Source organism: Bacterioplanes sanyensis (assembly GCF_014652515.1).
GTDB lineage: Bacteria > Pseudomonadota > Gammaproteobacteria > Pseudomonadales > Oceanobacteraceae > Bacterioplanes > Bacterioplanes sanyensis.
Genome location: NZ_BMYY01000003.1, coordinates 311,976 through 335,304, shown reverse-complemented (window position 1 = coordinate 335,304; position 23,329 = coordinate 311,976). Strand labels below are relative to the sequence as shown.

Annotated in this window: 17 protein-coding genes; 6 read left to right on the top strand and 11 right to left on the bottom strand. The window is 54.6% G+C overall.

Annotation, left to right across the window (positions count from 1 at the left end; all coding sequences use genetic code 11):
* The first annotated feature begins 105 nt into the window (after window positions 1-105).
* Entirely contained in the window at window positions 106-1,020 is a 915-nt protein-coding gene (locus tag IE090_RS07385) for a helix-turn-helix domain-containing protein (protein ID WP_189387715.1), read from the top strand.
* Here the strand turns inward: IE090_RS07385 and IE090_RS07380 are convergent.
* From IE090_RS07380 to IE090_RS07350, 7 genes are all read right to left on the bottom strand, one after another.
* Window positions 1,004-1,651, bottom strand: coding sequence for a response regulator transcription factor (locus IE090_RS07380; RefSeq protein WP_189387714.1), 648 nt, complete (start codon window positions 1,649-1,651; stop codon window positions 1,004-1,006). The two genes, IE090_RS07385 and IE090_RS07380, sit on opposite strands and share 17 nt — an antisense overlap.
* Window positions 1,652-1,659: 8 nt before the next feature.
* The gene (locus IE090_RS07375) at window positions 1,660-3,072 is read right to left on the bottom strand and encodes a cache domain-containing protein (protein WP_189387713.1); all 1,413 of its coding nucleotides are present in this window, start codon (window positions 3,070-3,072) and stop codon (window positions 1,660-1,662) included.
* Between the two features lie 45 nt (window positions 3,073-3,117).
* Window positions 3,118-4,410: a TRAP transporter large permease gene (locus IE090_RS07370; RefSeq protein ID WP_189387712.1), complete on the bottom strand. Its 1,293-nt coding sequence runs from the start codon at window positions 4,408-4,410 to the stop codon at window positions 3,118-3,120.
* Window positions 4,407-4,946 (bottom strand): TRAP transporter small permease subunit, encoded by a 540-nt coding sequence (locus IE090_RS07365; RefSeq protein WP_189387711.1) that lies wholly within the window; start codon window positions 4,944-4,946, stop codon window positions 4,407-4,409. Before IE090_RS07365 ends, IE090_RS07370 begins: the two co-directional genes overlap by 4 nt.
* A gap of 57 nt (window positions 4,947-5,003) precedes the next feature.
* Window positions 5,004-6,077: a TRAP transporter substrate-binding protein gene (locus tag IE090_RS07360; RefSeq protein ID WP_229815553.1), complete on the bottom strand. Its 1,074-nt coding sequence runs from the start codon at window positions 6,075-6,077 to the stop codon at window positions 5,004-5,006.
* A gap of 357 nt (window positions 6,078-6,434) precedes the next feature.
* Window positions 6,435-7,013 (bottom strand): lytic transglycosylase domain-containing protein, encoded by a 579-nt coding sequence (locus IE090_RS07355; protein WP_189387710.1) that lies wholly within the window; start codon window positions 7,011-7,013, stop codon window positions 6,435-6,437.
* Window positions 7,007-8,749, bottom strand: a complete 1,743-nt coding sequence (locus IE090_RS07350) for a proline--tRNA ligase (protein ID WP_189387709.1) — start codon at window positions 8,747-8,749, stop codon at window positions 7,007-7,009. Before IE090_RS07350 ends, IE090_RS07355 begins: the two co-directional genes overlap by 7 nt.
* A gap of 201 nt (window positions 8,750-8,950) precedes the next feature.
* Between IE090_RS07350 and IE090_RS07345 the strand changes: the two genes are divergently transcribed.
* Window positions 8,951-9,532, top strand: coding sequence for a DUF938 domain-containing protein (locus IE090_RS07345; protein ID WP_189387708.1), 582 nt, complete (start codon window positions 8,951-8,953; stop codon window positions 9,530-9,532).
* Between the two features lie 41 nt (window positions 9,533-9,573).
* Complete coding sequence (locus tag IE090_RS07340) at window positions 9,574-10,926, top strand: sensor domain-containing diguanylate cyclase (RefSeq protein WP_189387707.1); 1,353 nt, start codon at window positions 9,574-9,576, stop codon at window positions 10,924-10,926.
* Between the two features lie 19 nt (window positions 10,927-10,945).
* On the opposite strand, the gene IE090_RS07335 is transcribed toward IE090_RS07340, so the two are convergent.
* From IE090_RS07335 to IE090_RS07325, 3 genes are all read right to left on the bottom strand, one after another.
* Window positions 10,946-12,184 carry an SO2930 family diheme c-type cytochrome gene (locus IE090_RS07335; protein WP_189387706.1) on the bottom strand — a complete coding sequence of 413 codons (1,239 nt, stop codon included), beginning with the start codon at window positions 12,182-12,184 and terminating at the stop codon, window positions 10,946-10,948.
* Between the two features lie 65 nt (window positions 12,185-12,249).
* Window positions 12,250-14,043, bottom strand: coding sequence for a parallel beta-helix domain-containing protein (locus tag IE090_RS07330; protein ID WP_189387705.1), 1,794 nt, complete (start codon window positions 14,041-14,043; stop codon window positions 12,250-12,252).
* 69 nt (window positions 14,044-14,112) lie between these two features.
* Window positions 14,113-15,234 carry an AraC family transcriptional regulator gene (locus IE090_RS07325; protein WP_189387704.1) on the bottom strand — a complete coding sequence of 374 codons (1,122 nt, stop codon included), beginning with the start codon at window positions 15,232-15,234 and terminating at the stop codon, window positions 14,113-14,115.
* Window positions 15,235-15,379: 145 nt separating this feature from the next.
* On the opposite strand from IE090_RS07325, the gene IE090_RS07320 reads away from it, so the two are divergent.
* Window positions 15,380-17,539 (top strand): YgiQ family radical SAM protein, encoded by a 2,160-nt coding sequence (locus IE090_RS07320; protein WP_189387703.1) that lies wholly within the window; start codon window positions 15,380-15,382, stop codon window positions 17,537-17,539.
* Window positions 17,540-17,551: 12 nt separating this feature from the next.
* Here IE090_RS07320 and IE090_RS07315 read toward each other — a convergent pair whose 3' ends face one another.
* The gene (locus IE090_RS07315; RefSeq protein WP_189387702.1) at window positions 17,552-18,913 is read right to left on the bottom strand and encodes a diguanylate cyclase; all 1,362 of its coding nucleotides are present in this window, start codon (window positions 18,911-18,913) and stop codon (window positions 17,552-17,554) included.
* Window positions 18,914-19,176: 263 nt separating this feature from the next.
* Here IE090_RS07315 and ald point away from each other — a divergent pair, with 263 nt between their 5' ends.
* Window positions 19,177-20,304, top strand: coding sequence for an alanine dehydrogenase (gene ald / locus IE090_RS07310; protein ID WP_189387701.1), 1,128 nt, complete (start codon window positions 19,177-19,179; stop codon window positions 20,302-20,304).
* A gap of 372 nt (window positions 20,305-20,676) precedes the next feature.
* On the top strand, window positions 20,677-23,325 hold the full coding sequence (gene aceE / locus IE090_RS07305; RefSeq protein ID WP_189387700.1) for a pyruvate dehydrogenase (acetyl-transferring), homodimeric type: 2,649 nt from the start codon (window positions 20,677-20,679) through the stop codon (window positions 23,323-23,325).
* The last annotated feature ends 4 nt before the right edge of the window (window positions 23,326-23,329 follow it).

Here is a 23,329-nt window from a genome sequence, read left to right as displayed (position 1 = left end):
AAGGTATGTGTTGCCATAGCCTGACACTTGTCCGTCAGTCCAAGATAGTGGACTGACAATCCAGCGTTGGTTGGCACGGTTGAGGGGCGGTTTAGAGGGAAAATTATGTTGAATGAATCACTGCAGCGCTTAGCGCGCCAGCCGCAACAGCTGGTGGAAAATCGCACCGTGTTTTTTAGCAAAGACGTTGAGCTGTCGATTTATGACACCTTCGCCAAAGCCACCAACGTTAGCCTGAAAGCCGATGAGGTGCTGTATTGTGCGATGATTTCTGGGCGCAAAGAAATGCATGGCCCGCACGCGCCGATGGCATTTTTACCCCATGAATCCTATGTGCTGGCACCCGGCGAGCAAGTATTCATCGACTTTCCAGAGGCGGAATTAGAACGGCCTACAACTTGCCTGACGGTCTCGGTGGATGGCAATAAAATTCATCAGTTGTGTGACCACTTGGATCAGCATGCGCCGCTGCCGCAAGACATGGGGTACTGGAACGACGTTCAACCTCGCACCTGGCACGCACAGCATTCCCGTGCCACACAAAAACTATTAGAGCGCATCGCAGTGAGTTTTATTGATGCCGAAGAGGACAGCGATCTGGTGTTGAGTTATGGCGTTGATGAGCTCTTGTGCCGCTTGCTGCGCCAGCAAGGACGGGAGTTTTTGCTCGCTTGCGCGGCGCAAGACCCACACAAAAATGCCATGACAGCTGTGCTGCATGATCTGCAGCAGCGTCTGGCAGAACCTCTGGATATTGACCGCTTATGCCGTATCGCCTGTATGTCGCGCAGCAAGTTTTACCATCAATTCAGGCAGGCACTGGGCTGTTCGCCCAATGAATATTTGCAGCAGCAACGCCTCAGTCGCGCCAAGGCATTGCTGCAGCAGGGCATGGCGGTGACGCGAGTGGCATTTGAAGTGGGCTTTCAAAGCGCCAGCCACTTTTCGCGCCGCTTTCACCAGTGCTTTGGTGTCAGCCCCAGTCGCTACCGCGAGCAGCGCATCAGCTGCTGCGAGTGATGCCGTGGTCGAGGGCGTAGCGCACTAAGCCAGCAGAGGTCGAGATATTGAGCTTCTGCTTAATCTTCATGCGGTGTGCTTCCACCGTGCGCACAGAAATATCCAACTCGCGGGCAATTTCTTTGTTGCCCATGCCCTCGGCCAGCAGGGCCAATACGTCTTCTTCGCGTGGGCTTAAAATGTCGTCGTTTTGGTTGCTGCGAATGTTGCCAATGTCGCTGAACAAGGTTTTGGCCACGCTGGAGCTGAAGTAGGTGCCGCCTTGATTCACGGTTTGCACCGCCAGCAGCAGCTCTTCCACCGACACATCTTTAAGCACGTAGCCTGCTGCACCGGCTTGAATCAGCTTAAGAATGTATTCGCGATCATCGTGCATGGTGATGATCAAAATACGCATGTCTGGGTGTTGTTGTTTGAACGCCTTGCAGGCTTCGATGCCGTTCATCACCGGCATGGAAATGTCCAGCATAACAACGTCAGGTTGATGCTCGGCAGCGGCGTCTAAGGCTTCTTGGCCGTTACTGACGGCAGCAACCACACTGATGTCGCCTTCTGCCTCGAGGCTGACTTTCAGGCCCTCGCGGACCATTGGGTGATCGTCAGCGAGAATGATTTTTATCGGTTTGCTCATGGTGACCTTCATTTTTCGGGTTCGCCCTCAGCGGGCACAGGGGGAGCCGGGTGCTGGCGCAACACAGGCTCAGGGTTTAAATACAGTACCGCAATAATCTGGGTGCCTTTATGGGCCCAGCTGCGTACCGTGAGTTTGCCGCCCAGTAACTCTAGGCGTTCGCGCATGTTCATCATGCCAATGCCGTCCAAGCTGTCGCTTGGGGTAAAGCCGCGACCGTTGTCTTGCATTTCGACCTCAATGCGGTTGGCAAAGGGGCGCACGTCTAGTTGAAAGCGACTGGCGTCGGCATGCTTTTGCACATTGGTGATGCCTTCTTGAATTAAACGGTAGACCGTCATTTCAATGGCGTCGGGCAAACGTGTGTCGGGCAAACGAATGTGACGTTTTACTTCGATGTCGCCGCTGCTGGCCAAGTTATCAAGCAGGGCATGCATGGCCGCTTCGAGGCCTAAGTCGTCCAGCATGACTGGGCGCAGATTATGCGACACCCGGCGAACTTCTTGAATCGACTGGTTCAACATATCGATGCCGCTTTCTAAATGATCGCGAGCGGTATCCGATGGCCATTGCTTAAACGCTAAGTTCAGTCGCAGCTTGGCCGACACCAGTATCTGGTTGACGCCATCGTGCAGCTCTCGGGCAAATACGCGTCGCTGCACCACTTGAAACTCGACCGAGCGGTGGGCCAGCTCGCGCAGGCGCTCATCGGCCTGGGCCGTGGCGTGTACGTTGATCAGCACCACGATCACAATCACCAGCGCCAAGGTAATCGCCAGCAGTAATGAGGCGACCAAAAAGGTTTGGCTGATGTTGCTGTCGAGGCGCTGCTCTAAAGCCAGAATTTCTGATTCAATGTCGTCGATGTACAAGCCGGTGCCGAGCATCCAGTTCAACTCGGGAATCAGCACCACATAGCCCAACTTGTTTTTGACTTCATTGGCCGAGGGCTTGTGCCAAGAATAGCGATAAAAACCGCCACCGTGGTTGGCGATGGCCAGTAAATCTTGAATGACGGGCTGGCCATTGCGATCACGGTAATCGAGCATGCGAGTGCCGATCAGGTCATTCAAAGCTGGATGAACCAGGTTAGTGCCTTTTTGGTCGTAGGCGAAAAAGTAGCCGTCGGGGCCAAAGGTCATGCTTTCGATGATGCTTTTGACCTCGTACTCCACCCGTGAACGCGCCATGCTGCCGCCATCCAGCTCGGCCAAAATCGGCTGGATCGAGGTCATCGCCAGGTTGACATAGTCTTCCAATGCCCGGCGCTTATTGTCCATGACGGTTTCTTCAAAGATGGCCACTTGGCGCTCAGATAAGTCCTGCGCCTGACGTTGGGTAATCCAAGTCAGCGTTAGGGTAATGGCCACCAAAGGTAAGATGGTGAGCAGCAGTATCTTGGTCTTTAGCGTCAGGTTCATAGAATTCCAAACGACAAAAGCCACGGCAGCTGCCGTGGCTCAGGGTCAATCAACTAGGCCATAAAACTCAGGGAACAACAGGATGGATATCACCACCCCGACTTGCATCAGAATGAAGGGAATTACCCCTCGATAAATGTCCATGGTTTGTACCCCTGCGGGGGCGACCCCTTTGAGGTAAAACAAACTGAAGCCAAACGGTGGCGTCAAGAAGGATGTTTGCAAGTTCATGGCAATCAAGATGGCAAACCATACCGGCGCAATGTCCAGTGCAATGGCGGCAGGTGCCAGCATCGGTACAATGATAAAGCTGATTTCGACAAAGTCGATGAAAAAGCCCAATATCAAAATCGCCACCATCGACAGGATTAAAAAGCCCATGGCACCGCCAGGCAGGTTGGACAGCACTTCTTCGACGATGTAATCGCCACCTGTGTAGGTGAAGGCCATGGAAAATGCCGTGGCGCCGAGCAAAATGGCAAATACCATGGCGGTGATTTTGACCGTTTCCTCGGCGGCATCGTAGAGCATTTTCCAGCTGAACTGGCCATACACCACGGATAGCAATACCGCACCGACGCCGCCCAGAGCCGATGATTCGGTAGGGGTGGCAATGCCGGCAAAGATAGAGCCCAGCACCACTAGAATCAGCGCCAAAGGTGGCACGATGGCTTTTAAAGCACGAATGTAATGCTCACGGCGATGCTCAATGTCTTCATCCGCTGGAATCGCCGGCGCTGCTTCCGGCTTAAAGAAGCTGTAGACCAAGATGTACACCACATAAATGCCGATCAGCACAAAGCCTGGGCCGACCGCTGCCTGAAACAAATCGCCGACGGGAATGCCCAGCACGTCGCCCAAAATGATCAGCACGATCGATGGCGGAATGATTTGTCCCAAGGTGCCCGAGGCGCAAATGGTGCCGCAGGCGAGGGATTTGTCGTAGTTGTATTTGAGCATGACCGGCAGCGAGATTAATCCCATCGCCACTACGGACGCGCCGACCACGCCGGTAGACGCTGCCAAGAGAGCGCCGACCAATACCGTTGATATGGCCAAGCCACCGCGCACGCCGCCGAACAACTTGCCCATTGACTCCAACAGCTGTTCCGCCAAACGGGTTTTTTGCAGCACGATGCCCATAAAAATAAACAGGGGCACGGCCATCAGCACCACGTTTTCCATGATGCTTTGAATGCGAAAGGGCATGAAGGCAAACATGCTGGGCCCTTCGGCAATCAAACCGAAAATCAGTGCAATACCACCGAAAGTAAATGCCACTGGGAAGCCGGCAAGCAGCGCCAACAGGGCAACAAAAAACATCACAATACCGATCATAAGGACGACTCGTGGTTATTATGGGGTTCAGTCCGCTCGGGGTGTTTGATATTTAAAATGCTGGTAATGATCAGCCCAAGGCCAGCAATGGCGGTGGCAAAAAAGGCAAACGGAATGACCGCTTTAATGATCCAGCGATAGGGCAGGCCGCCTGGGTCGCCAGACGTTTCGCCTAGCTCAAACGCCTCATAGGCAAAGCCAATACCGTAATAGCCCACCAGCAAAGTAAAGGGCAGCAGCAATACCAGGCCGCCTAAAATGTCGATGATGGATTGCTTGCCCACCGACAAGCGCTCATAAATCAAATCCACCCGCACATGGCCGCCGGCACGCAAGGTGTACGGCACGCCGAGCATGAACATGGTGGCGAATAGGTGCCATTCCATTTCCTGTGAGCCGATCCACACGGCATTAAAGGCATAGCGGGCAACAACGTTGAAAAATACGTTGACCAGCATCAGCAGGAATAAAATGGAGGATATTTTCCCCAGAATATCGGAAAAGCGATTTATCACTCGCTCCGCTTGCATCAGCATAAGGCTCTCCTCTGGCGAATGCCCGCGCTGATTGGCGCGGGCATCCAGGTTAACGCATTACTGAGCAATGCTGTTCAAGTACGCCTTGTCTGAGATGTCGGTCCAGCGGCGCACGGTTTTCAGATAATTTGCCTGAGACTCCAGGATTTCTTTGGCCAGCGGATCTTCTTTGGCTTTTTCGGTCAGCAGATCTTGGTTGGCTTGGCGCAGCGCTGCCATCACGTCCTCTGGGAAGGAGCGGATTTTCACGTTTGGAAATTCATTTTCGATGATTTCCAGATTTTTCGCCGATTCATGGTAGGACTGAATGTACATGTCATAGGCGGCGGTACGTATCGAGACGCGCAGAATTTCTTGCAAGTCTTCCGGCAAGCGATCCCAAGAGCGTTTGTTGATCATGAACTGCAGTTCGGTCGCTGGCTCATGCCAGCCGGTGTAGTAGTAGGGGGCGATTTTGTGAAAGCCCATGCGCAGGTCCAGTGACGGGCCAACCCACTCCAGTGCGTCGATGGTGCGGCGCTCAAGCGCGGTGTACAGCTCGCCTGCTGGAATGTTGGTCGGACTGGCGCCTAACTTGGCCAGTACTTCCCCGGCAAAGCCAGGAATGCGCATTTTCAGACCTTTGAGATCTTCCAGCGAGTTGATTTCTTTTTGGAACCAGCCACCCATTTGGTTGCCGGTGTTGCCGCCTGGAAAGCTCAACACGTTGTACTTGCTGTAGACCTTTTCCATCAGCTCCATGCCGCCACCGTGGTAGAACCAGGAGTATTGCTCTGGCGCCGTCATACCGAAGGGCATGGTGGTGAAGTACAGGGTGGCCGGTACTTTGCCTTTCCAATAATACGAGGCTGAGTGCCCCATGTCGTACTGGCCAGCGCGTACCATGTCAAACACGCCCAGCGGGGCTTTGTGTTTGTTTTTGGAGTCAATGGTGATCTTCAAGCGGCCGTTGGACATTTTTTCGGCCATGGCAGCCATGTTGCGCGAGGCATCGCCAAACACAGGGAAGTTGGTAGGCCAGGTTTCCGCCATCTTTAAGCGATAGGTTTTTTCTGCCTGGGCAGGCAGAGCAACAGCAGCAGCACAAGCGCCAACCGCTAACCAGCGTTTCAGTTTGCTCAGACTCATCATATTATCGTTATCCTTCTCGGTTAGTAGAAGACCACCCGCCAGTGTATGGCCGGGGGCTGGGGCGCCTCTGAATATGTCGGGGCTGGTGTTGAGCACAGCCGAACTTGCTCCTGAGGCGCCTCAAGTGTTGGCAGTGTGCAATGGCCTAGACAGGCAGCCTATTCGCAGGAATGCGGGCTTGTCCGTGTTATTGCCTGATCTGCTGCCGTATTAATGCGGGTTTGGCCTAGGCATTATGACGGAGGGGTAAGGTCGGGTGTGGCGTGGCAGGCCCGATAAAATCAGGCCATTTGGTTAAATGGTAAGACCAATGCTGTGGGCTTACTACTTTGGTCGGCAGCACCGCCGAATGGCGGGCTAATGGTTCACAAACCAGTATTTTTCCCAGAACAACAGCACCTTTTCTGGGTATTTTGTCCGCCCTAGGCTGCCGTTGTAGCGTGCCAAGGCGCGAATCAGGTCGCCTTTTTCTTTATCTAGGTAGTGCCTGAGAATGGTGCAGCCATAGCGCAAGTTGGTGCGGGTTAACATCAGGTTGTCGTCTGGGCGACCAATTTCGTTCTTCCAAAACGGCATGATTTGCATATAGCCCTGAGCGCCGACCACGGAAATGGCAAAGCGTTGAAAGGCGCTTTCGACGTGTATGACGGATAACACCAGCTCTGGCGACAAGCCTGCACGGGTCGCTTCTTGGTGCACCATGCGTAAAAACTCAAGGCGCATTTTATCGTCCGGCATATAGCGCTTCAGGCGACTGGAGATGTCGACCAGCCAAACCTCAGCTTCAAAACGGTCGGCGAAACTGTCGGTGCTTTCGGCCGCTTGGCGCAACGCTTGGCGCAGTTCTGGGTCAATGTCACCCTTGGCAGAGGCTGAGGCTGCTACTGGCCACCCTAGCATAAGCGCCAGGATGGCCAGCAGCAGGGGCCTTAGCATTGCAGGGCCTGTTTCAGGGTGGTGATGACATCGTCCAGAGCGATGTCCTGCGCGTCACCGCCACGGCGTTGTTTGTACTCAACCGTACCGGCTTCCAAGCCACGATCGCTGATGACTAGGCGATGAGGAATGCCCATCAGCTCCATGTCGGCGAACTTGACGCCAGGGCTGGTTTTTTTGTCGCGATCATCCAGATAAACATCGATGCCAGCGGCTTGCAGCTCGTTATAGAGTTGCTCTGTGGCTTGGCGCACTATGTCGCTGCGATGCAGGTTCATCGGCACAATGCCAACTTGGAACGGAGCGATGGCATTGGGCCAGATGATGCCGTTGTCGTCGTGGTTTTGCTCAATGGCCGCGGCTACCACGCGGCTAACGCCGATGCCATAACACCCCATCATCAGGGTTTGGGCTTTGCCGTTTTCATCCAGCACGGTGGCGTTCATGGCTTCGGAGTATTTGCGACCCAGCTGGAAAATATGGCCCACTTCGATGCCGCGTTTAATCTCTAGCGTGCCTTGGCCGCAAGGACTTGGGTCGCCTGCTTGCACATTGCGCAAATCTGCGACCTCTGGCAGTTCAACATCGCGCTGCCAGTTGCAGCCGGTGAGGTGCTTGTCGGCTTCGTTGGCGCCGCAGACAAAGTCCGCCAGATGGGCGGCGCTGCGGTCAACGTAGCAACGTGCCGATAGGTTGCGCGGGCCGGTAAAGCCGGGCACGCCACCAATGCCTTGAACTTCTTCATCGCTGGCAAATTGCAGCGGGGCTAGAACGCCGGGCAGTTTTTCTGCTTTTAACTCGTTCAGGGTGTGATCGCCGCGCAGGAACAGCACCACGGGCTCACCGGCTTCGCCTTCTTCTGCATCTTCGGCTTCGCTGCTACCACGCACAACAATGGCTTTTAATACCTGGCTGGTAGTCACGTTGAGCTGCTTTGCAACCTCGTCGATGGAGCTGGCTGCGGGGGTGTCTACCACGCTCAGGGCTTGTGTGGCGTCTGGGCGCTCACCTTCAGGGGCCAAGGCTTCGGCCAGTTCGACGTTGGCGGCATAATCGCTGGCATTGGAGAAGGCGATGTCGTCTTCGCCAGATTCAGCCAGTACGTGGAACTCATGGGAGTGAGCGCCACCGATGGCGCCAGTGTCAGCCAGCACTGGGCGGAAATCTAGGCCCAAACGTTCGAATATGCGGGTGTAAGCCTGGTGCATGCGGTCATAGGTTTGCTGCAGGCTGTCGGCCGTCAAATGGAATGAGTAAGCGTCCTTCATGATGAACTCGCGCGCGCGCATGACACCAAAACGTGGGCGCGTTTCATCACGGAACTTGGTTTGAATCTGATACAAGTTCACCGGCAGCTGCTTGTAGCTGCTGAGCTGGTTGCGTGCCAGATCGGTGATGACTTCTTCATGGGTTGGGCCAACGCAAAAGTCGCGCGAATGACGATCTTTTAAGCGCAGCAACTCGCCACCGTATTGAAACCAACGGCCACTTTCATGCCACAGTTCTGCTGGCTGTACGGCGGGCATCAGCACTTCTTGAGCGCCGGCGAGGTTCATTTCTTCGCGGACAATGCTTTCAACTTTGCGCAGCGTGCGCAGGCCCAATGGCATCCAAGTGTACAAGCCGGCGGCCAGTTTACGGATCATGCCAGCACGCAACATCAGCTGATGGCTGATGACAACGGCGTCAGCGGGTGTTTCTTTTTCAGTGGCTAAGAGAAATTCGGTAGCGCGCATGAAACCTATGTTTCCTGTCGATAATAAATGACGGGCAGTGTATCGCCTGGCGCCGTGGGCGGCAATGTTACTGCGGCTAAGCTGGGCCGTTGTGTCTGAGGGTGAGGAGGCGATAACATAGACACCAAGATTTTTGCTGACCATCAGCCCAATGAACGGGAGGTGCGGGTGCAACACCCTGTATCGGAGCCAAATTTACCTGTGTCTGAAGCGTGTTTGCGCAATCAGGCACCGATCGCCGATGTGCTGGCACAGGAGCTGGAAGCCGATGCCTTTGTGCTGGAAATTGGCAGCGGCACTGGTCAGCACGCCGCTTACATGACACGTCATTTGCCCGGCATTAAATGGCAGCCCTCTGAACTAGCGGGCCGTCTGGAGGGCATTAACGGTTGGCGTCAACGCAGCGGCCAGGTCGGTTTTCTGCCGCCGCTGATTTTAGATGTCAGTCAGGATTTGTGGCCGGTGAAGCAAGTGGACGCGGTGTTCAGCGCCAATGTGGTGCATTTTATCGGTTGGCCGCAACTGCGCAGCATGATGACGGGCATTGCTCGAGTGCTGAAGCAAGGCGGATTGGCACTGTTGTATGGCCCCTACAATTACGCTGGCCAATACACCAGCGAAGGCAACCAGCGGCTGGATCAGTGGCTGCGCGAGCAAAACCCGGAAGCGGGCATCAAAGATTTTGAGCAGGTCATACTAGCCGCCCGCAAAGAAAAGCTGCGGCTACTCAAAGACATCGCCATGCCTGCCAACAATCGTATGTTGGTGCTGCAAAAGTACTGACCCCTTCCGGCTTCTATGCTGGCGAGCAGGGACCTCAGTTCGTGAGTAACAGCATGGCCAACAGCGAACGCAGCAATCCGGGTATTCGGCGCTTATTGGGAGAAGTGGCGCTGATCAATCGCAGCATTGCCGACTACAAACCACACCTGCCTTTGACCGTGCTCGCCTTTGGGCCGCAGTCACTCACGCCAGCGCTGCAACGGCGGTTAAAAGCTGAAGGCTTTGACGTCAAAGTGATTGAATCCATATCGCATTTGCTGGTGCACAAAGACAACAATGGTTGTGCGCTGCTGGTGCATTTAGATCACATGAATGATAAGCAGCGCCATCGCATGCAGCAGTTAGCGGCGGAAGAGGGTCAGTTGCCGGTGATTGCCATCAGCTCCGATACCTCGTTGCAAGAGCGGCTGGTGGCCATTCGCATGGGCGCCGTGGCTTTCAATACCACGCCGGTGAACGATGCCCAAGTGGTCGCTGATATAAAAGCCTTGACGGAGCGCTATCAGCGCGACCCTTATCAAATTCTCATCATTGAAGATCAGACGTCGGTGGCAGGTTTTTATGCCGCCACGTTAGAAGATGCCGGTTTTCAGGCCACGGTGATTTCTCAGCCGCTGATCGAGCTAATGCCCTATTTACACAACCACACGCCAGATCTCATCTTGCTCGATTTGTACATGCCGGCGATCAATGGCCAAGAGTTGGCTGGGGTGATACGCCAACAGGAGAATTTGATCAGCGTGCCGATCGTATTTTTATCCAACGAAATGAGCCCAGAGGTGCAGATGAAAGCCATGTGCACCGGCGGCGATGTGTTCCTATCTAAGCCGGTGCGGCCGGCGGATTTGTTGTTTGCGGTGGAATCGCGTGTGCGCCGAGGGCGAGCAGTGCGCAATTTGGTGACCTGTGATCCATTGACCTCTGTGCTCAATCGTCGCGAGGTGTTGCGACGTTTAAATGAAGAAGTGGCTCGCTGCCAGCGCTACGGCAGCCGCTTGTGCATCGCCGTTCTCGACTTGGATCGCTTTAAGCAAATCAACGATCGGTTTGGCCACTCCAGCGGGGACCGCGTAATTAAGCACTTTGCCATCAGTTTGGTAAACGGTTTGCGCGATGGCGACATTGTTGGTCGCCTAGGCGGCGAGGAATTTCTGGTGCTAATGCCCGAAACGCGCACCGCCATTGCCAATACGGCGATGCAGCGAGTGGCCGAAGAGATTCGCCAATCACCACCCGAGTCGCAATTGGCGTACACCTTCTCCGGCGGCTTGGTGCAGTGTCTGCCTGGTAATCGCGGTGACGATTTGCTCGAGCAGGCCGATGCGCTTATGTACCGCGCCAAATCCGAAGGGCGTGATCGCATAGTTTGCAGCGGCGATCACGACTCGGCTTAACATTGGCGCCAGCACCTGTTTAAGGCTGGCACAGGCTCGGGTTCATGGCGTTAATCCAAGCTTTGATCAGCGCATTGCCTTCTTCGTGCACGATGGCGCGGCCCAAAGGTGGCATGGCGTCGCCGGGCTCGTTGGTGTGCATGCGCTGATACAGCAGCGAGTTATCGGCATCGCCGGGCACGATCACAATGGCGGACTCACCCGCACCTGAAACCGCCACCGCACATGCGCCGTGGTATTGCTCGTTGCCCGTCCAGGCGATGTTCCAGTCGGCACGAAAGGCGGTGTTGCTGGCTTGGCCTTCTTTGCGATGGCAATGACCACAATTGATGTCGAGCCAGGCTTTGCTGGTATCGAGCAATAAGTCGGCCGATGCAGTGATCTGACTCAATGGCAATGCATCACTAAACGCAGGGGTGCTGTCCACTTCACTCATGGCCGGCAGGCCTTCCAATATGCCCTCAGCCAACCACTTTTGCAGTTGGTTTTCAGGCCCTTGGCCGTAATCAAGGTCGGAGTTCAAGTAGCGCGCCTTAGGGCCAATGGGGCTGAAACGTGCCGGTGTTGGGTCCACGCCATCAACGGCGTCATCGTCGCCATTGGGGTTGACCTGATGGCAAGTGGTGCAGGCGTTTTGGTTGGGTACTTTGTAGGTAAAGCTCAAGCTATTTTGTAGGTGCTGTAAATCATTTATCACCAAATTTTCGCCGGTCACGTCCCAGGTGGCTTCGGTGCCTTCTGCGTTCCACACATAAGGGCGGGCGATCCAGCCGCCTTCGCGCTTAATTAATAACCGCGTTTCTAATAAGCGCTCATTCTCTATACCGCGCTCAGAGGTGTTGCCCGGCATGGTAAAGGTCTTGGTGATGACGCTGCCGACTGGAAACTCAAAGGTCTCAGTCGGGTGATACTGAACCTTTTGCCCCTCTGGAATAAAAACAAAGCGGTATTTGGAGGCGTAGTCAGTGAACAGGGGCACTGACAAATCGTAGATCAGGCCGCCAGCACTTGGGTTTTGCGTTGGGTCGCACGGATTTTGAAACAATTGATAGTCTGATAGCTTTTCGGCGTTGCCGGCCAGTAAGGCCTGCCACTGCACGCTGGTATTTTGTTGCTGGCACTGTTCATCAGGCTGGCTGGGGGTGGTGGGTGTAACTGGCGTATCGGTCGATGCGCTGCTGGAACTGCCACCGCCGCCACAGGCACTGAGCAATGCGCCACTGATCAAAGCGATCAGAGCAGTAGAATGTGTCGTCATGCTGATGCTCCGTTGAGAAATCAAAGCTGGCCTCCAAAACAAAGGAGGCCAGCGGCGGCCTAGGGTTACAGGGCGCAGGACGGGTTATCTGTGTCGTCGCTGCTGCAGCCGAAGGTTTGCTCGCCAAAGGTCACGGTGGCGGCAACGCCTTTGAAGGGCATATCTGGGCAGGCGAGCACGCCTTGAGGGTCGTTCATAATGCGACCGGCCATGGCAGGGTCGATACCGTATTGCTGAATTTTGGCTTGCGGGCTGCCGTTGGCGTCGAAGGTGTTGGCGCCCGGCGTGGTTTCAAACACGGAGGCGGCAAACAGGGTTTGCCCATCGATGCCATTATTTTGCTGGCACACGCCATCGCCGTTGTACGGTGCAAAAGCGGTCAAGTCGATTTGTCGACCGGCCGTTTCCAGGCCATTGGCATCCAGCGCAGCGGCCACTTGGTTAATGCCACCAGTGACCGCTTGGAAAACAGTCTCACCGTTACCGCCTGGGTTCGGGGTATTGCTTAACAACTCGCCAATGCCGTCGTACAAGATATGAGGCACGGTCGTTTGGCCATCGGCAACACCGGGATAAAAGCCATGGAACAATTGATAGCCCTGGATAATATCGGCAATTAAGTTGCCCTCTGGGTTATCGATACCAGCGGCCACGCTGATGGTGTTGTCGCGAATGTGCAGGTTGCGCACCAAGGGGCTCCAGCCATCCAGTAAAGCGTTGGCATAGGGGTGAATATCGCCATAGCTGTTCACGGCTGGGGTGGCGTCGTCGCCATCCAGGCCGGCGACATCGGTGTTGGGCGCGCTGGCGACTTGATCATCCGGCAGTAAATAGGAGGAGATGGCGATGGAGGTGGTTTGGTGGTCTTTGATGACGTTGTTATAAATCTCAACATCTGAAGTCGATAAAATAATCACACCAGTGCCGGGTGGTACGATGTGCACGCCACCGGCAAAATCGCCGACATTGGCAAAGTTGGGCGCGTTATTGGCCTCAACGTGATTATCAAATACCCGCACGCCGGAGCCGTATTTGCCGTTGCCGATCGGCAGGTCGAACACCAAAATGCCGCCCGTATTACCAACCGCACGGTTGCCATACACATCGGCGGTGGTGGAGTTTTCTATTTCAATGCCGGCGACGTTTTTCTCCGCCACATTGTTGCGCACCACAATTTTGTCGGACTGGCCGACATAAATGCCGGCGTCGGCGGAGCCTTTGACGTAACTGTCTTCAATCAGCACATTGCTGGTTTCGACCGGATAAAGCCCATAAGCGCCGTTGGTAGACTGATAATCCGTTTCCCATACGGCGGCCATGCGCCGCATGATTACACCGTTGGATTTAGTGACCTTAACGGCGTTGTTGTTGGACTCATACACGCCGAAATCTTCAAAAATCAGATGGTCAGTATTGTTGATTAAAAAACCATCGGCGCTGGCGCCGCTGACATCAATGATGGTTTTATCCATGCCGGCGCCACGAAAAGTCAGATGGCTGACCGGCGTATTGTCGACCAAACCGTTGAACTCAATGGTGGTGTCGAACTGATAGCGGCCTTGTGGCAACACCAGGGTGTCACCGCTTTGTGCCGTGGCTAAGGCGGTAATCAGGCCGTCTTGAACATAGCTGTCGGTTAAATTGTCGGCGCTACCAATGCACACCACACGCTGGCCTGCGGTGCTGTCAGGCGTGCAATTAAATGCCTTGGTTAGGCTCGCTTCATTATTATCGCTGTCATTATCGTCATCGCTGCCGCAACCAGCCAACAGCATAGAGCTGACAGCCAGCGCGGTGGCTAATTGACACGGAGAGAAAGCACGCTGTGCTGCACGGCGATTCACCAGAGGGTGTTTCATAGATTACCTGCCTGTCGTTATTGTTGTGACGGTTATCAAACGTCATCAAAGTTAGGCGGTAAAAATAAATCAGTGATTAATATCTGGTGGATGTTGTGCAAATCCTGCAGAAGCCAGTGCTGGCGGGCTTTGGCTGGTCGCTGAGGAGGATTGTGCAAATGTTGAATTGCACGATTGAGTCAGTCGATTCTGGCGATATTCCGTCGGTGTGGTGTCGTGGCAGCGGCGAAACGCGCGGTTGAATGAGCTCATGCTGCGATAGCCGACATCCAGTGCGATGTTTGAAATCGGCGTGTCAGGTTCATGTTGTAATCGCTGCGCGGCTTCTTGGATGCGCAGGGCATTGATGTACTCATTAAAGTTGCTAAAGCCGAGTTGCTGATTGATGGCGCTGCGGAGCCGATATTCTGGCAAGCACACATGCTGTGCCAAGCTACGCAGGGTAAGCCCTTCTTGGCGATAAATGCCGTCTGCCATGGCGAGTTGCAACTTGCTCAAATCGTCGTCGTTGTTGATGGTGGCTGTCGGCTGCGTTTCCGGAGTGTCGGGCAGTGCCGTCGCTGGTGTTTTGCCGCCGTTGCGCCATAGATGTTGTCGTCCTTGCAGCAGACAAGCAGTAATGACGATAAATGCGGTGATGATGGCCAGTTGACGAGATTCCGTACTGGCTAAATCAAGGTTGAAAGACAAAATCGACCATCCGACCGCGATGCCGGTGGCCAGCAGGACGGCCAGCCGCAGGCGGCGCCTTGCCTCCAGCAAATCACTGTGCCAATGGCGTATCACTTCCCATACCCCCAGCAGAATGAGCACATACTCCAGTCCTTGCGGAATGCGTTTTAGCACCACCAACAAAGCGTCTGGCTGATCGAGTAGCAAAAACAGCAGCGGGCCCATCCAGCTGTGAAGTGCTAGCAGCCACTGCAGTCGGCGCTCGCCCTGATTGTCGCTGAAGGCGTAATAACAGGCGGCCCAAAAACAGGCCGGAGCCGCGCTTTGGGCAACGAAGGCCCATTCATGCCAGGCGCTCGGTAGCTGGTTATGAAACAGGTGTACGATGGCGATTAATAGCAGCAAGCTGAGTGCCCGAGCGGATGCAGCGGCACGATAATCGCGCCACAGAATGAGCAGCAGTGGCAAAGTGAGCCCGGCAGCAAAGGTGGCGAGCAGCAGTTCGGTTGGGCTGGACATAGCGTGTTCTCATTATTATTGGATCCAGGTGCCCCATGTTTCGTCAGTCAGGCGGCAAATACAAGAGGGCAGGCGCGCCGTGGTAGGCACTGCCCAGCAATTCTGGGACAATGAGCGGCTTTCAACCTGATGATTAGTTTTGCTCATGAAAACCGCACCGCACCTGAATTCCTATTACCCATATTGGGCTGAGTGTTACGGCACAGCGCCATTTTTACCCATGTCGCGCGCTGAAATGGACGAACTCGGATGGGACAGCTGTGACATCATCCTGGTGACGGGCGACGCCTACGTCGATCACCCCAGCTTTGGTATGGCGGTGATGGGGCGCGTATTGGAAGCGCAAGGTTTTCGCGTTGGCATCATTGCTCAACCAGATTGGAATGACGTCGAAGCCTTCAAGGCGTTGGGCAAGCCCAATCTGTATTTCGGCGTCACCGCCGGCAACATGGATTCTTTGATTAACAAGTACACCGCCGATTTAAAAGTGCGCAATGACGATGCCTATACGCCGCATGGCGAGCCTGGCAAGCGCCCGGATCGTGCCGTGATTGTGTATTCACAGAAGTGTCGTCAGGTTTATAAAGATGTGCCCATTGTTATCGGCGGCATCGAAGCCAGCCTGCGCCGCATCGCCCAATACGATTACTGGAGCGATCAGGTGCGTCGTTCCGTGCTGATCGACTCGGGTGCCGATATTTTGCTGTACGGCAATGCCGAGCGCGCGATCGTCGAGCTCAGTCACGGTCTGGCGCAAGGGCGGAGCGTTGAAGATTTGCGTCACCTACGGGGCACCACCGTGGTGTGCAAGGCGACGCCAGCGGGTTGGACAGAAATTGATTCAACGCGCATCGACTGGCCGGGGCAAATTGATGCCATTCCTAACCCGTATGAAATGAAAGAAACCGACGGCACCAGCTGCGAGCAGAAAAAGAATGCCGACGCTGATGACGACACAGACGACGATGTCATGCCGGTTAAAATCGTGCCGATGCCGTTGCAGCGCAAAGTTGATCACGATCCGGAAAAAACCGTCGTGCGCTTGCCTTCGTTTGAAAAAGTGCGCAATGACAGCGCGCTGTATGCGCATGCTTCACGGGTCTTGCACCAGGAGGCCAACCCGTACAACGCCAGGCCTTTGGTGCAGCGTCACGATCAGCAAGAAGTGTGGGTGAATCCACCGCCGATTCCATTGGAAACCGACGAGATGGACAGCGTGTTTGGGCTGCCGTATCAGCGGGTGCCGCACCCGAGCTATGGCGACGCTCGCATTCCTGCTTATGAAATGATTCGCTTTTCCGTGAACATCATGCGTGGCTGTTTTGGCGGTTGTACCTTTTGCTCCATTACCGAGCACGAAGGGCGCATCATTCAGAGTCGCTCGCAGGAATCGGTGCTGAACGAAATCGAAGAAATACGCGATAAGGTTCCCGGCTTTACTGGCACCATTTCCGATTTGGGTGGGCCGACGGCCAACATGTATCACCTTAAGTGTAAAAGCGATGAGATTTTAAAAAATTGTCGGCGCTTATCGTGTGTGTACCCGGGCATCTGTAAAAACCTAGAGACCAGCCACAAAGCCACCACCGAGTTGTATCGTGCTGCGCGCGCTTTGCCAGGGATTAAACGCATTGCCATCGCCTCGGGCTTGCGCTACGACTTGGCGGTGAAAGATCCGGAGTATGTACGCGAACTGGTGACCCACCACGTGGGCGGCTATTTAAAAATTGCCCCTGAGCACACCGAGCAAAATGTGCTGAGTAAAATGATGAAGCCGGGCATGGGCACCTATGACGCTTTCAAAAAAATGTTTGATAAGTTCTCGCGCGAGGCGGGCAAAGAGCAGTATTTAATTCCTTACTTTATTGCTGCGCACCCAGGCACCGAAAACGAAGATATGATGAACTTGGCGCTGTGGCTGAAGCGCAACAAGTTTCGAGTGGATCAGGTGCAAACGTTTTATCCGTCGCCCATGGCACTGGCCACAGCCATGTACCATTCGGGCCGTAATCCATTGCAGCGCATGAGCTATAAAAGCAAAAAAATGCCCATTGCGCGGGATATTAAAGAGCGACGCCTACACAAAGCGTTTTTGCGCTATCACGACGAAAAACACTGGCCGCTGCTGCGCCAAGAGCTAAAAAACATGGGACGCCATGATTTGATTGGGCAGGGGCCAAACGCCTTGATTCCGGCGGAAGATGCGCCAAGGCCACGAACGAAACGGCCAGGGTTTAAGGCACCAATGGGTGGGCGTAGAGCCGCTGGGCGCGGCACAGCTCGCGGCAACAAAGTAAAGCGCTGAGCCAAGCGGCGCTTAACTCGATTGCAGTTCAGCGTCTTGTGCTTGCAGAATCAGGGTGCCTTTGTCGGCGCGGCGTTTATGTCGATACATGGCATGATCGGCCGCTGCCAATAGCTCGTTAACGCTTTGTTGGCCGGCAATGGCGTAGCCGACGCTGACCGAAGGCGTAATGACATGCTGCTTCCAGCGCAATGGGTGCGCTTGAATGGCGTGCTGTAGTTTGTCAATGACGTTGCTGGCTTCGGCTTCGTTGCTGATGTCCGGCAGCAGCAGTAAAAATTCATCGCCACCAAAGCGGCACACATAATCGCTGTGCCTGACGGCGTCGAGCAGCTGGTTGGCGATGTGTTTCAATAAGGCATCGCCGGCTTCGTGGCCCAGGCGGTCGTTGACTTGTTTAAAGTCGTCAACATCCAGGTTAACAATGGCAAAGCAAGGGGCTGAATTCGTGCGCCTTTGCCGCTGTTGTAACAGTTTTAAAATGAAACGCCGGTTTGGCAGCAGCGTTAACTCATCTTGTAACGATTCGCGATGCGCATATTGGTAGTTTGAGTACAGCAAGAGCACCAATAAATAAATCACAGCGCTCACCCCACTGCCCGCCAGCAAAATGGTTTGGCGGGTGTGTTGGCTCTTGATCACAGCCTGCTGCGCCAGCTGGGCTGCAATTTCCCATTCTCCGCTGGGCAGCTGGATCAGAAACTGGGTGTCAGGCTGGTCGAATACCTCGCTTGGCCCATAAAAGACACTCCACCGGCGGCCGTCGAGGGTTTTCTTTCTCAGTGCCAATACGCCTGACTCAAACCCAGTCACACCCGTGCTGTCGAGCAGTAGCTGATAGCGTATTACGACGCTGACGCCACCCCAGTACTGTTGATTGTTGGGAGGGTCAGAAAAAATTGGGTAACGGGCAATGATGGCTTGTCCGCCTTGTACCAGCTCCAGCGGTCCGGCGATAAAGACCTGTTGCATCTCTCTGGCTTTTTCGACCGTCGCTAGCTGTTCTGGGCGGGTGCGAAAGTCGAAGCCAATGGACGTCTCGTTGCCCGCCAACGGATAGGTGTGGCTGATGATGTTGTTGGGCGCTAGGCCAACGTTGCGCACATAGCGCGATTTGTCGAGCAGCTTTTTGGCAATGGCATCCCAGTTTTCGATGGCAAAGTTTGGGTCAATGGTGACCACCGTGGCTAAGCTATCGGCCAAGTAAGTGTCCATAAAAATGGCTGCTTCCAAGCGCGAGCGCACCAGTGATACCTCGGTTTGTAGCTGGCTGCGCCGCTCTTGCAGTGCCTTTTCTTGGGCTAAATCGGCGACGGCGTTGACAGCAAGCAGAGCGGCAACAGCGTAGGCGGCCGTCAATACGGAAACCGTCATTTTCTCTGTCCTTCTCAGCCGTAGCCACATGCGTAAACCTATCGTCGATGGGGTGAAAAGGTTCAATCTTAAGCTTAGGAAGGTCTGCTGCTTTGTGCACACTATTGCAGTGCTGGGCATGTTGGTGAGCGGCGATGGGCCTAGACGTTCGGGTTGGCGCAGTCCGTGGTGAGAGGCGCGTGTTTTGGCTGCTAGACTGGAGCCAGCAATGCTAGGGCGTGTTGGATTGCTCGCACCTGGCGATGAGTCAATCAGGAGGTGTTATGCGTATTGGTGTGCCAAAGGAAATTAAAAATCACGAATATCGGGTCGGGTTGACGCCACTGAGCGTGCGCGAGCTGGTGGCGGATGGACACGAAGTATTTATAGAAACCCAGGCGGGTACCGCCATCGGCTTCCATGACGCTGATTACACCGACTGTGGTGCCACCATGTTGGATGATGCGGCTAGCGTTTTTGCCGAGGCTGAGCTCATTGTTAAAGTCAAAGAGCCACAAGCCAGTGAGGTGGCTTTATTAGAGCCTCGCCATACGTTATTTACCTATTTGCACCTCGCCCCTGATGTTGCATTGACCGATGCGCTGATTAAATCCGGCGCGACCTGTATCGCCTATGAAACCGTTACCGATGCTCAAGGGCGCTTGCCATTATTGGCGCCGATGTCGGAAATTGCGGGGCGCATTGCTGTGCAGGCTGGGGCTCGCAGCCTTGAAATGGAAGCCGGTGGCCGCGGCGTGTTGCTGTCGGGCGCTCCTGGGGTGCCTGCGGGTGAGGTGCTGGTGATCGGTGGTGGTGTGGTCGGTTCTAACGCCATTCGCATCGCAGTGGGGATGGGGGCGCAGGTGACGGTGCTGGACACCTCGCTGCACACCCTGCGAGCCTTGGATCAGCAATACGGCAATCGCATTCATACTCGCTTATCCACTCGTACCGCTTTGGATGAATGCTTACCGCATACCGATTTGGTGATCGGCGCAGTGTTAATTCCCGGGGCGGCGGCGCCAAAGCTAATCACACGCGAGCAGCTGCAAAGCATGCAAAGCGGTGCGGTGATTGTTGATGTTGCCATTGATCAAGGCGGTTGTGTTGAGACCTCGCGGCCAACCACCCATGACGACCCCACTTACGTTGAGCAAGGTGTGGTGCATTACTGCGTTGCCAATATGCCAGGCGCTGTGGCCCGCACTGCTGCCCAAGCGCTCAACAATGCCACGTTGCCCTTCGTGCGCGCGCTGGCTGGGCGAGGCCCGCGCAAAGCAATGCACGAAGACGAGCATTTGCTCAATGGTTTAAATGTGGCGGCGGGTCAATTGTGCAATCTGGATGTGGCCAGCAGTCAAGGGCGCATGTGCGCTGATAAGCTCAGCATCTTGGTGCAATTGGGGCATTGATTGCATAACTGTTGTGCCTGGATTTAGGGTTGATTGGTCGAAGTACGTAGCGCTGTCGGTGCTTTTGCGGTCAGCGCTTACGACTTTGGTCGAGGCCTATTGGTTTGCTTGTAAAAAAACTACAAGAAGGGATTGTCAGCCTCCGATAAAGGCGTCAGACTGATGCCGAAAATCAGGGCAAGCCCCTGTTTTACTGAAAAAATTAATGTGTAGTCAGATTTCCAATGGTGCCAGCTGGTGCTCGGGAAGTGGCATTATTTATCGCCCTTTGTGTGGTGTGGGATTTTCAAAGGGCAATAGGTAAGACCATTTCTGCAGTCAGGCTGCCCACTTATCGATGGCGGTGTACCGCCTGCATAACCGGAGTTATCAATGACCGAAGATACCGACGTTTACGAAACCCAGGAATGGCTAGATTCTTTACACGCCACGATTCGTCACGCCGGGCCTGAACGGGCAGCGTTTATTCTGAAAAAACTGTTCACCAACGCCATGGACAAAGGCGTGGCTTTGCCTCAGGCCATCACCACCCCATATCGCAACACCATTGCCCCAGAAAAAGAAAAGCGCATGCCAGGCGACTTGTTTATGGAGCGCCGAATTCGCTCGCTGATTCGTTGGAATGCTCTGGCCATGGTGATGCGCGCCAACAGCAACAATGAAGGTTTGGGCGGCCATATCGCGTCGTTTTCCTCGGCGGCTACCTTGTATGACGTGGGTTTTAACTACTTCTTCCGCGGCAATGACGGCGAGCATCCAGGGGATTTGGTGTATTTTCAAGGGCACTCGGCGCCTGGCATTTATGCGCGGTCCTACTTGGAAGGGCGGTTCGATGAAGAGCAGCTGGATAACTTCCGTCGCGAAGTCGATGGCAATGGCTTGTCTTCGTATCCGCACCCTTGGCTGATGCCGGATTACTGGCAGTTCCCCACCGTGTCCATGGGCTTAGGCCCAATTCAGGCGATTTATCAAGCACACGTTATGCGTTATTTGTCGGCGCGTGATCTAGCCCCTCGTGGTGATCGCAAAGTGTGGGCCTTCTTAGGCGATGGTGAGTGTGATGAACCAGAAAGCTTAGGCGCCATCTCGCTGGCGGGGCGTGAACGTCTCGAAAACCTGATTTTTGTCGTTAACTGCAATCTGCAACGCCTCGATGGCCCGGTGCGCGGTAATGGTAAAATCATGCAAGAGCTGGAAGGCGTGTTCCGCGGTGCTGGTTGGAACGTCATCAAAGTTGTTTGGGGTCGCCACTGGGACGTGCTGCTGGAGAAAGACACCAGTGGCATGTTGCAAAAACGCATGGACGAAGTCTGTGACGGTGATTTGCAAAACTACAAAGCTAATGGCGCTGCATACACTCGCGAGCATTTCTTTGGGGCTTACCCTGAGCTGGCCAAGCTGGCGGAGGAACTCACCGATGAAGACATCTTCAAGTTAAATCGCGGTGGCCATGACCCATTTAAGGTGTATGCCGCCTACGCTGAGGCGGTGGCGCATAAAGGTCAGCCAACGGTGATTCTGGCGCAAACTGTAAAAGGTTATGGTCTGGGCGATGCTGGCGAAGCTGCGAACGATACCCACTCAGTGAAAAAACTGGATCTGGACGCGCTAAAACACTTCCGTGACCGCTTTGCTATTCCGCTGAGCGATTCAGAGCTAGAGAGTGTGCCTTACTACCGTCCGGCGCCTGATAGCCCGGAAATGAAATACATGCGCGAGCGTCGCGAAGCGTTGAATGGTTTCCTGCCGGCTCGCAACACCGACAGTGAGAAACTGCCTGCGCCAGCTCTGGATACTTTTAAAACTCAGCTCGGCGGCAGCGGTGAGCGTGAAATGTCATCGACCATGGCGTTCGTGCGCATTTTGTCGCAACTGGTAAAAGACAAAACCATCGGCAAGCGGGTTGTGCCCATCGTGCCGGATGAAGCGCGTACCTTTGGTATGGAAGGCATGTTCCGCCAATTGGGGATCTATTCCTCGGCCGGCCAGAAGTACACGCCCCATGACTCTGGTCAGATTATGTACTACAAAGAGGACAAAAAAGGCCAGATCCTCGAAGAAGGCATCAACGAAGCAGGGGCGATGTCTGCGTGGATTGCTGCGGCCACGGCCTACAGTAACAGCAACTGTCCGATGATCCCGTTTTACGTGTTCTATTCCATGTTTGGTTTCCAACGCATTGGCGACCTTGCTTGGGCGGCGGGCGACATTCAGGCGCGCGGCTTTTTAATTGGTGCCACCTCAGGTCGCACCACATTGAACGGCGAAGGCTTGCAGCACCAGGATGGTCACAGTCATTTAATGGCACAAACGATTCCTAATTGCCGCTCCTACGATCCGACTTACGGTCATGAGCTGGCGGTCATTATCCAGGATGGTTTGCGTCGCATGTACGACGAGCAGGAAAACTGCTTCTACTACATCACCACCATGAACGAAAACTATCCACACCCAGAAATGCCCGTCGGTGCCGAAGAGGGCATCATCAAAGGCATTTATCGATTGAAGTCGGTCGGCAAAAAAGGACCCAAGGTGCAGTTGATGGGCGCCGGTTCGATTTTGCGTGAAGTGGAAGCCGCGGCGGATATTCTGCAAGAAAAATACGGCGTGCAGTCGGATATCTGGAGTGTGACTTCGGTAAACGAGCTGACCCGTGATGGTTTGGCAGTTGAACGTCGGAACCGCATGCACCCTGAGCAAGAGCCGCAGCAGTCGTATCTGACGCAGCAGCTGCAGAGTCAAGAAGGGCCATTTATTTTGGCGACCGACTACATCAAAGCGTATGGCGAGCAGTTACGTGCCTTTGTGCCGGGTCGCTTTGCGGTGTTGGGCACCGACGGCTTTGGTCGCAGTGATACCCGCAAAAAACTCCGCCACTTCTTTGAAGTCAGCCGCGAGTTTGTTGCTTACACCGCGCTGGTGCAGTTAAACCGCGAAGGTCAGTTCAGTGACGAGGCGCTGTTAAAAGCGCGTGCTGAGCTGGGTATTGAAGCCGACAAAATCGACCCAGCACACAGCTAAGGAG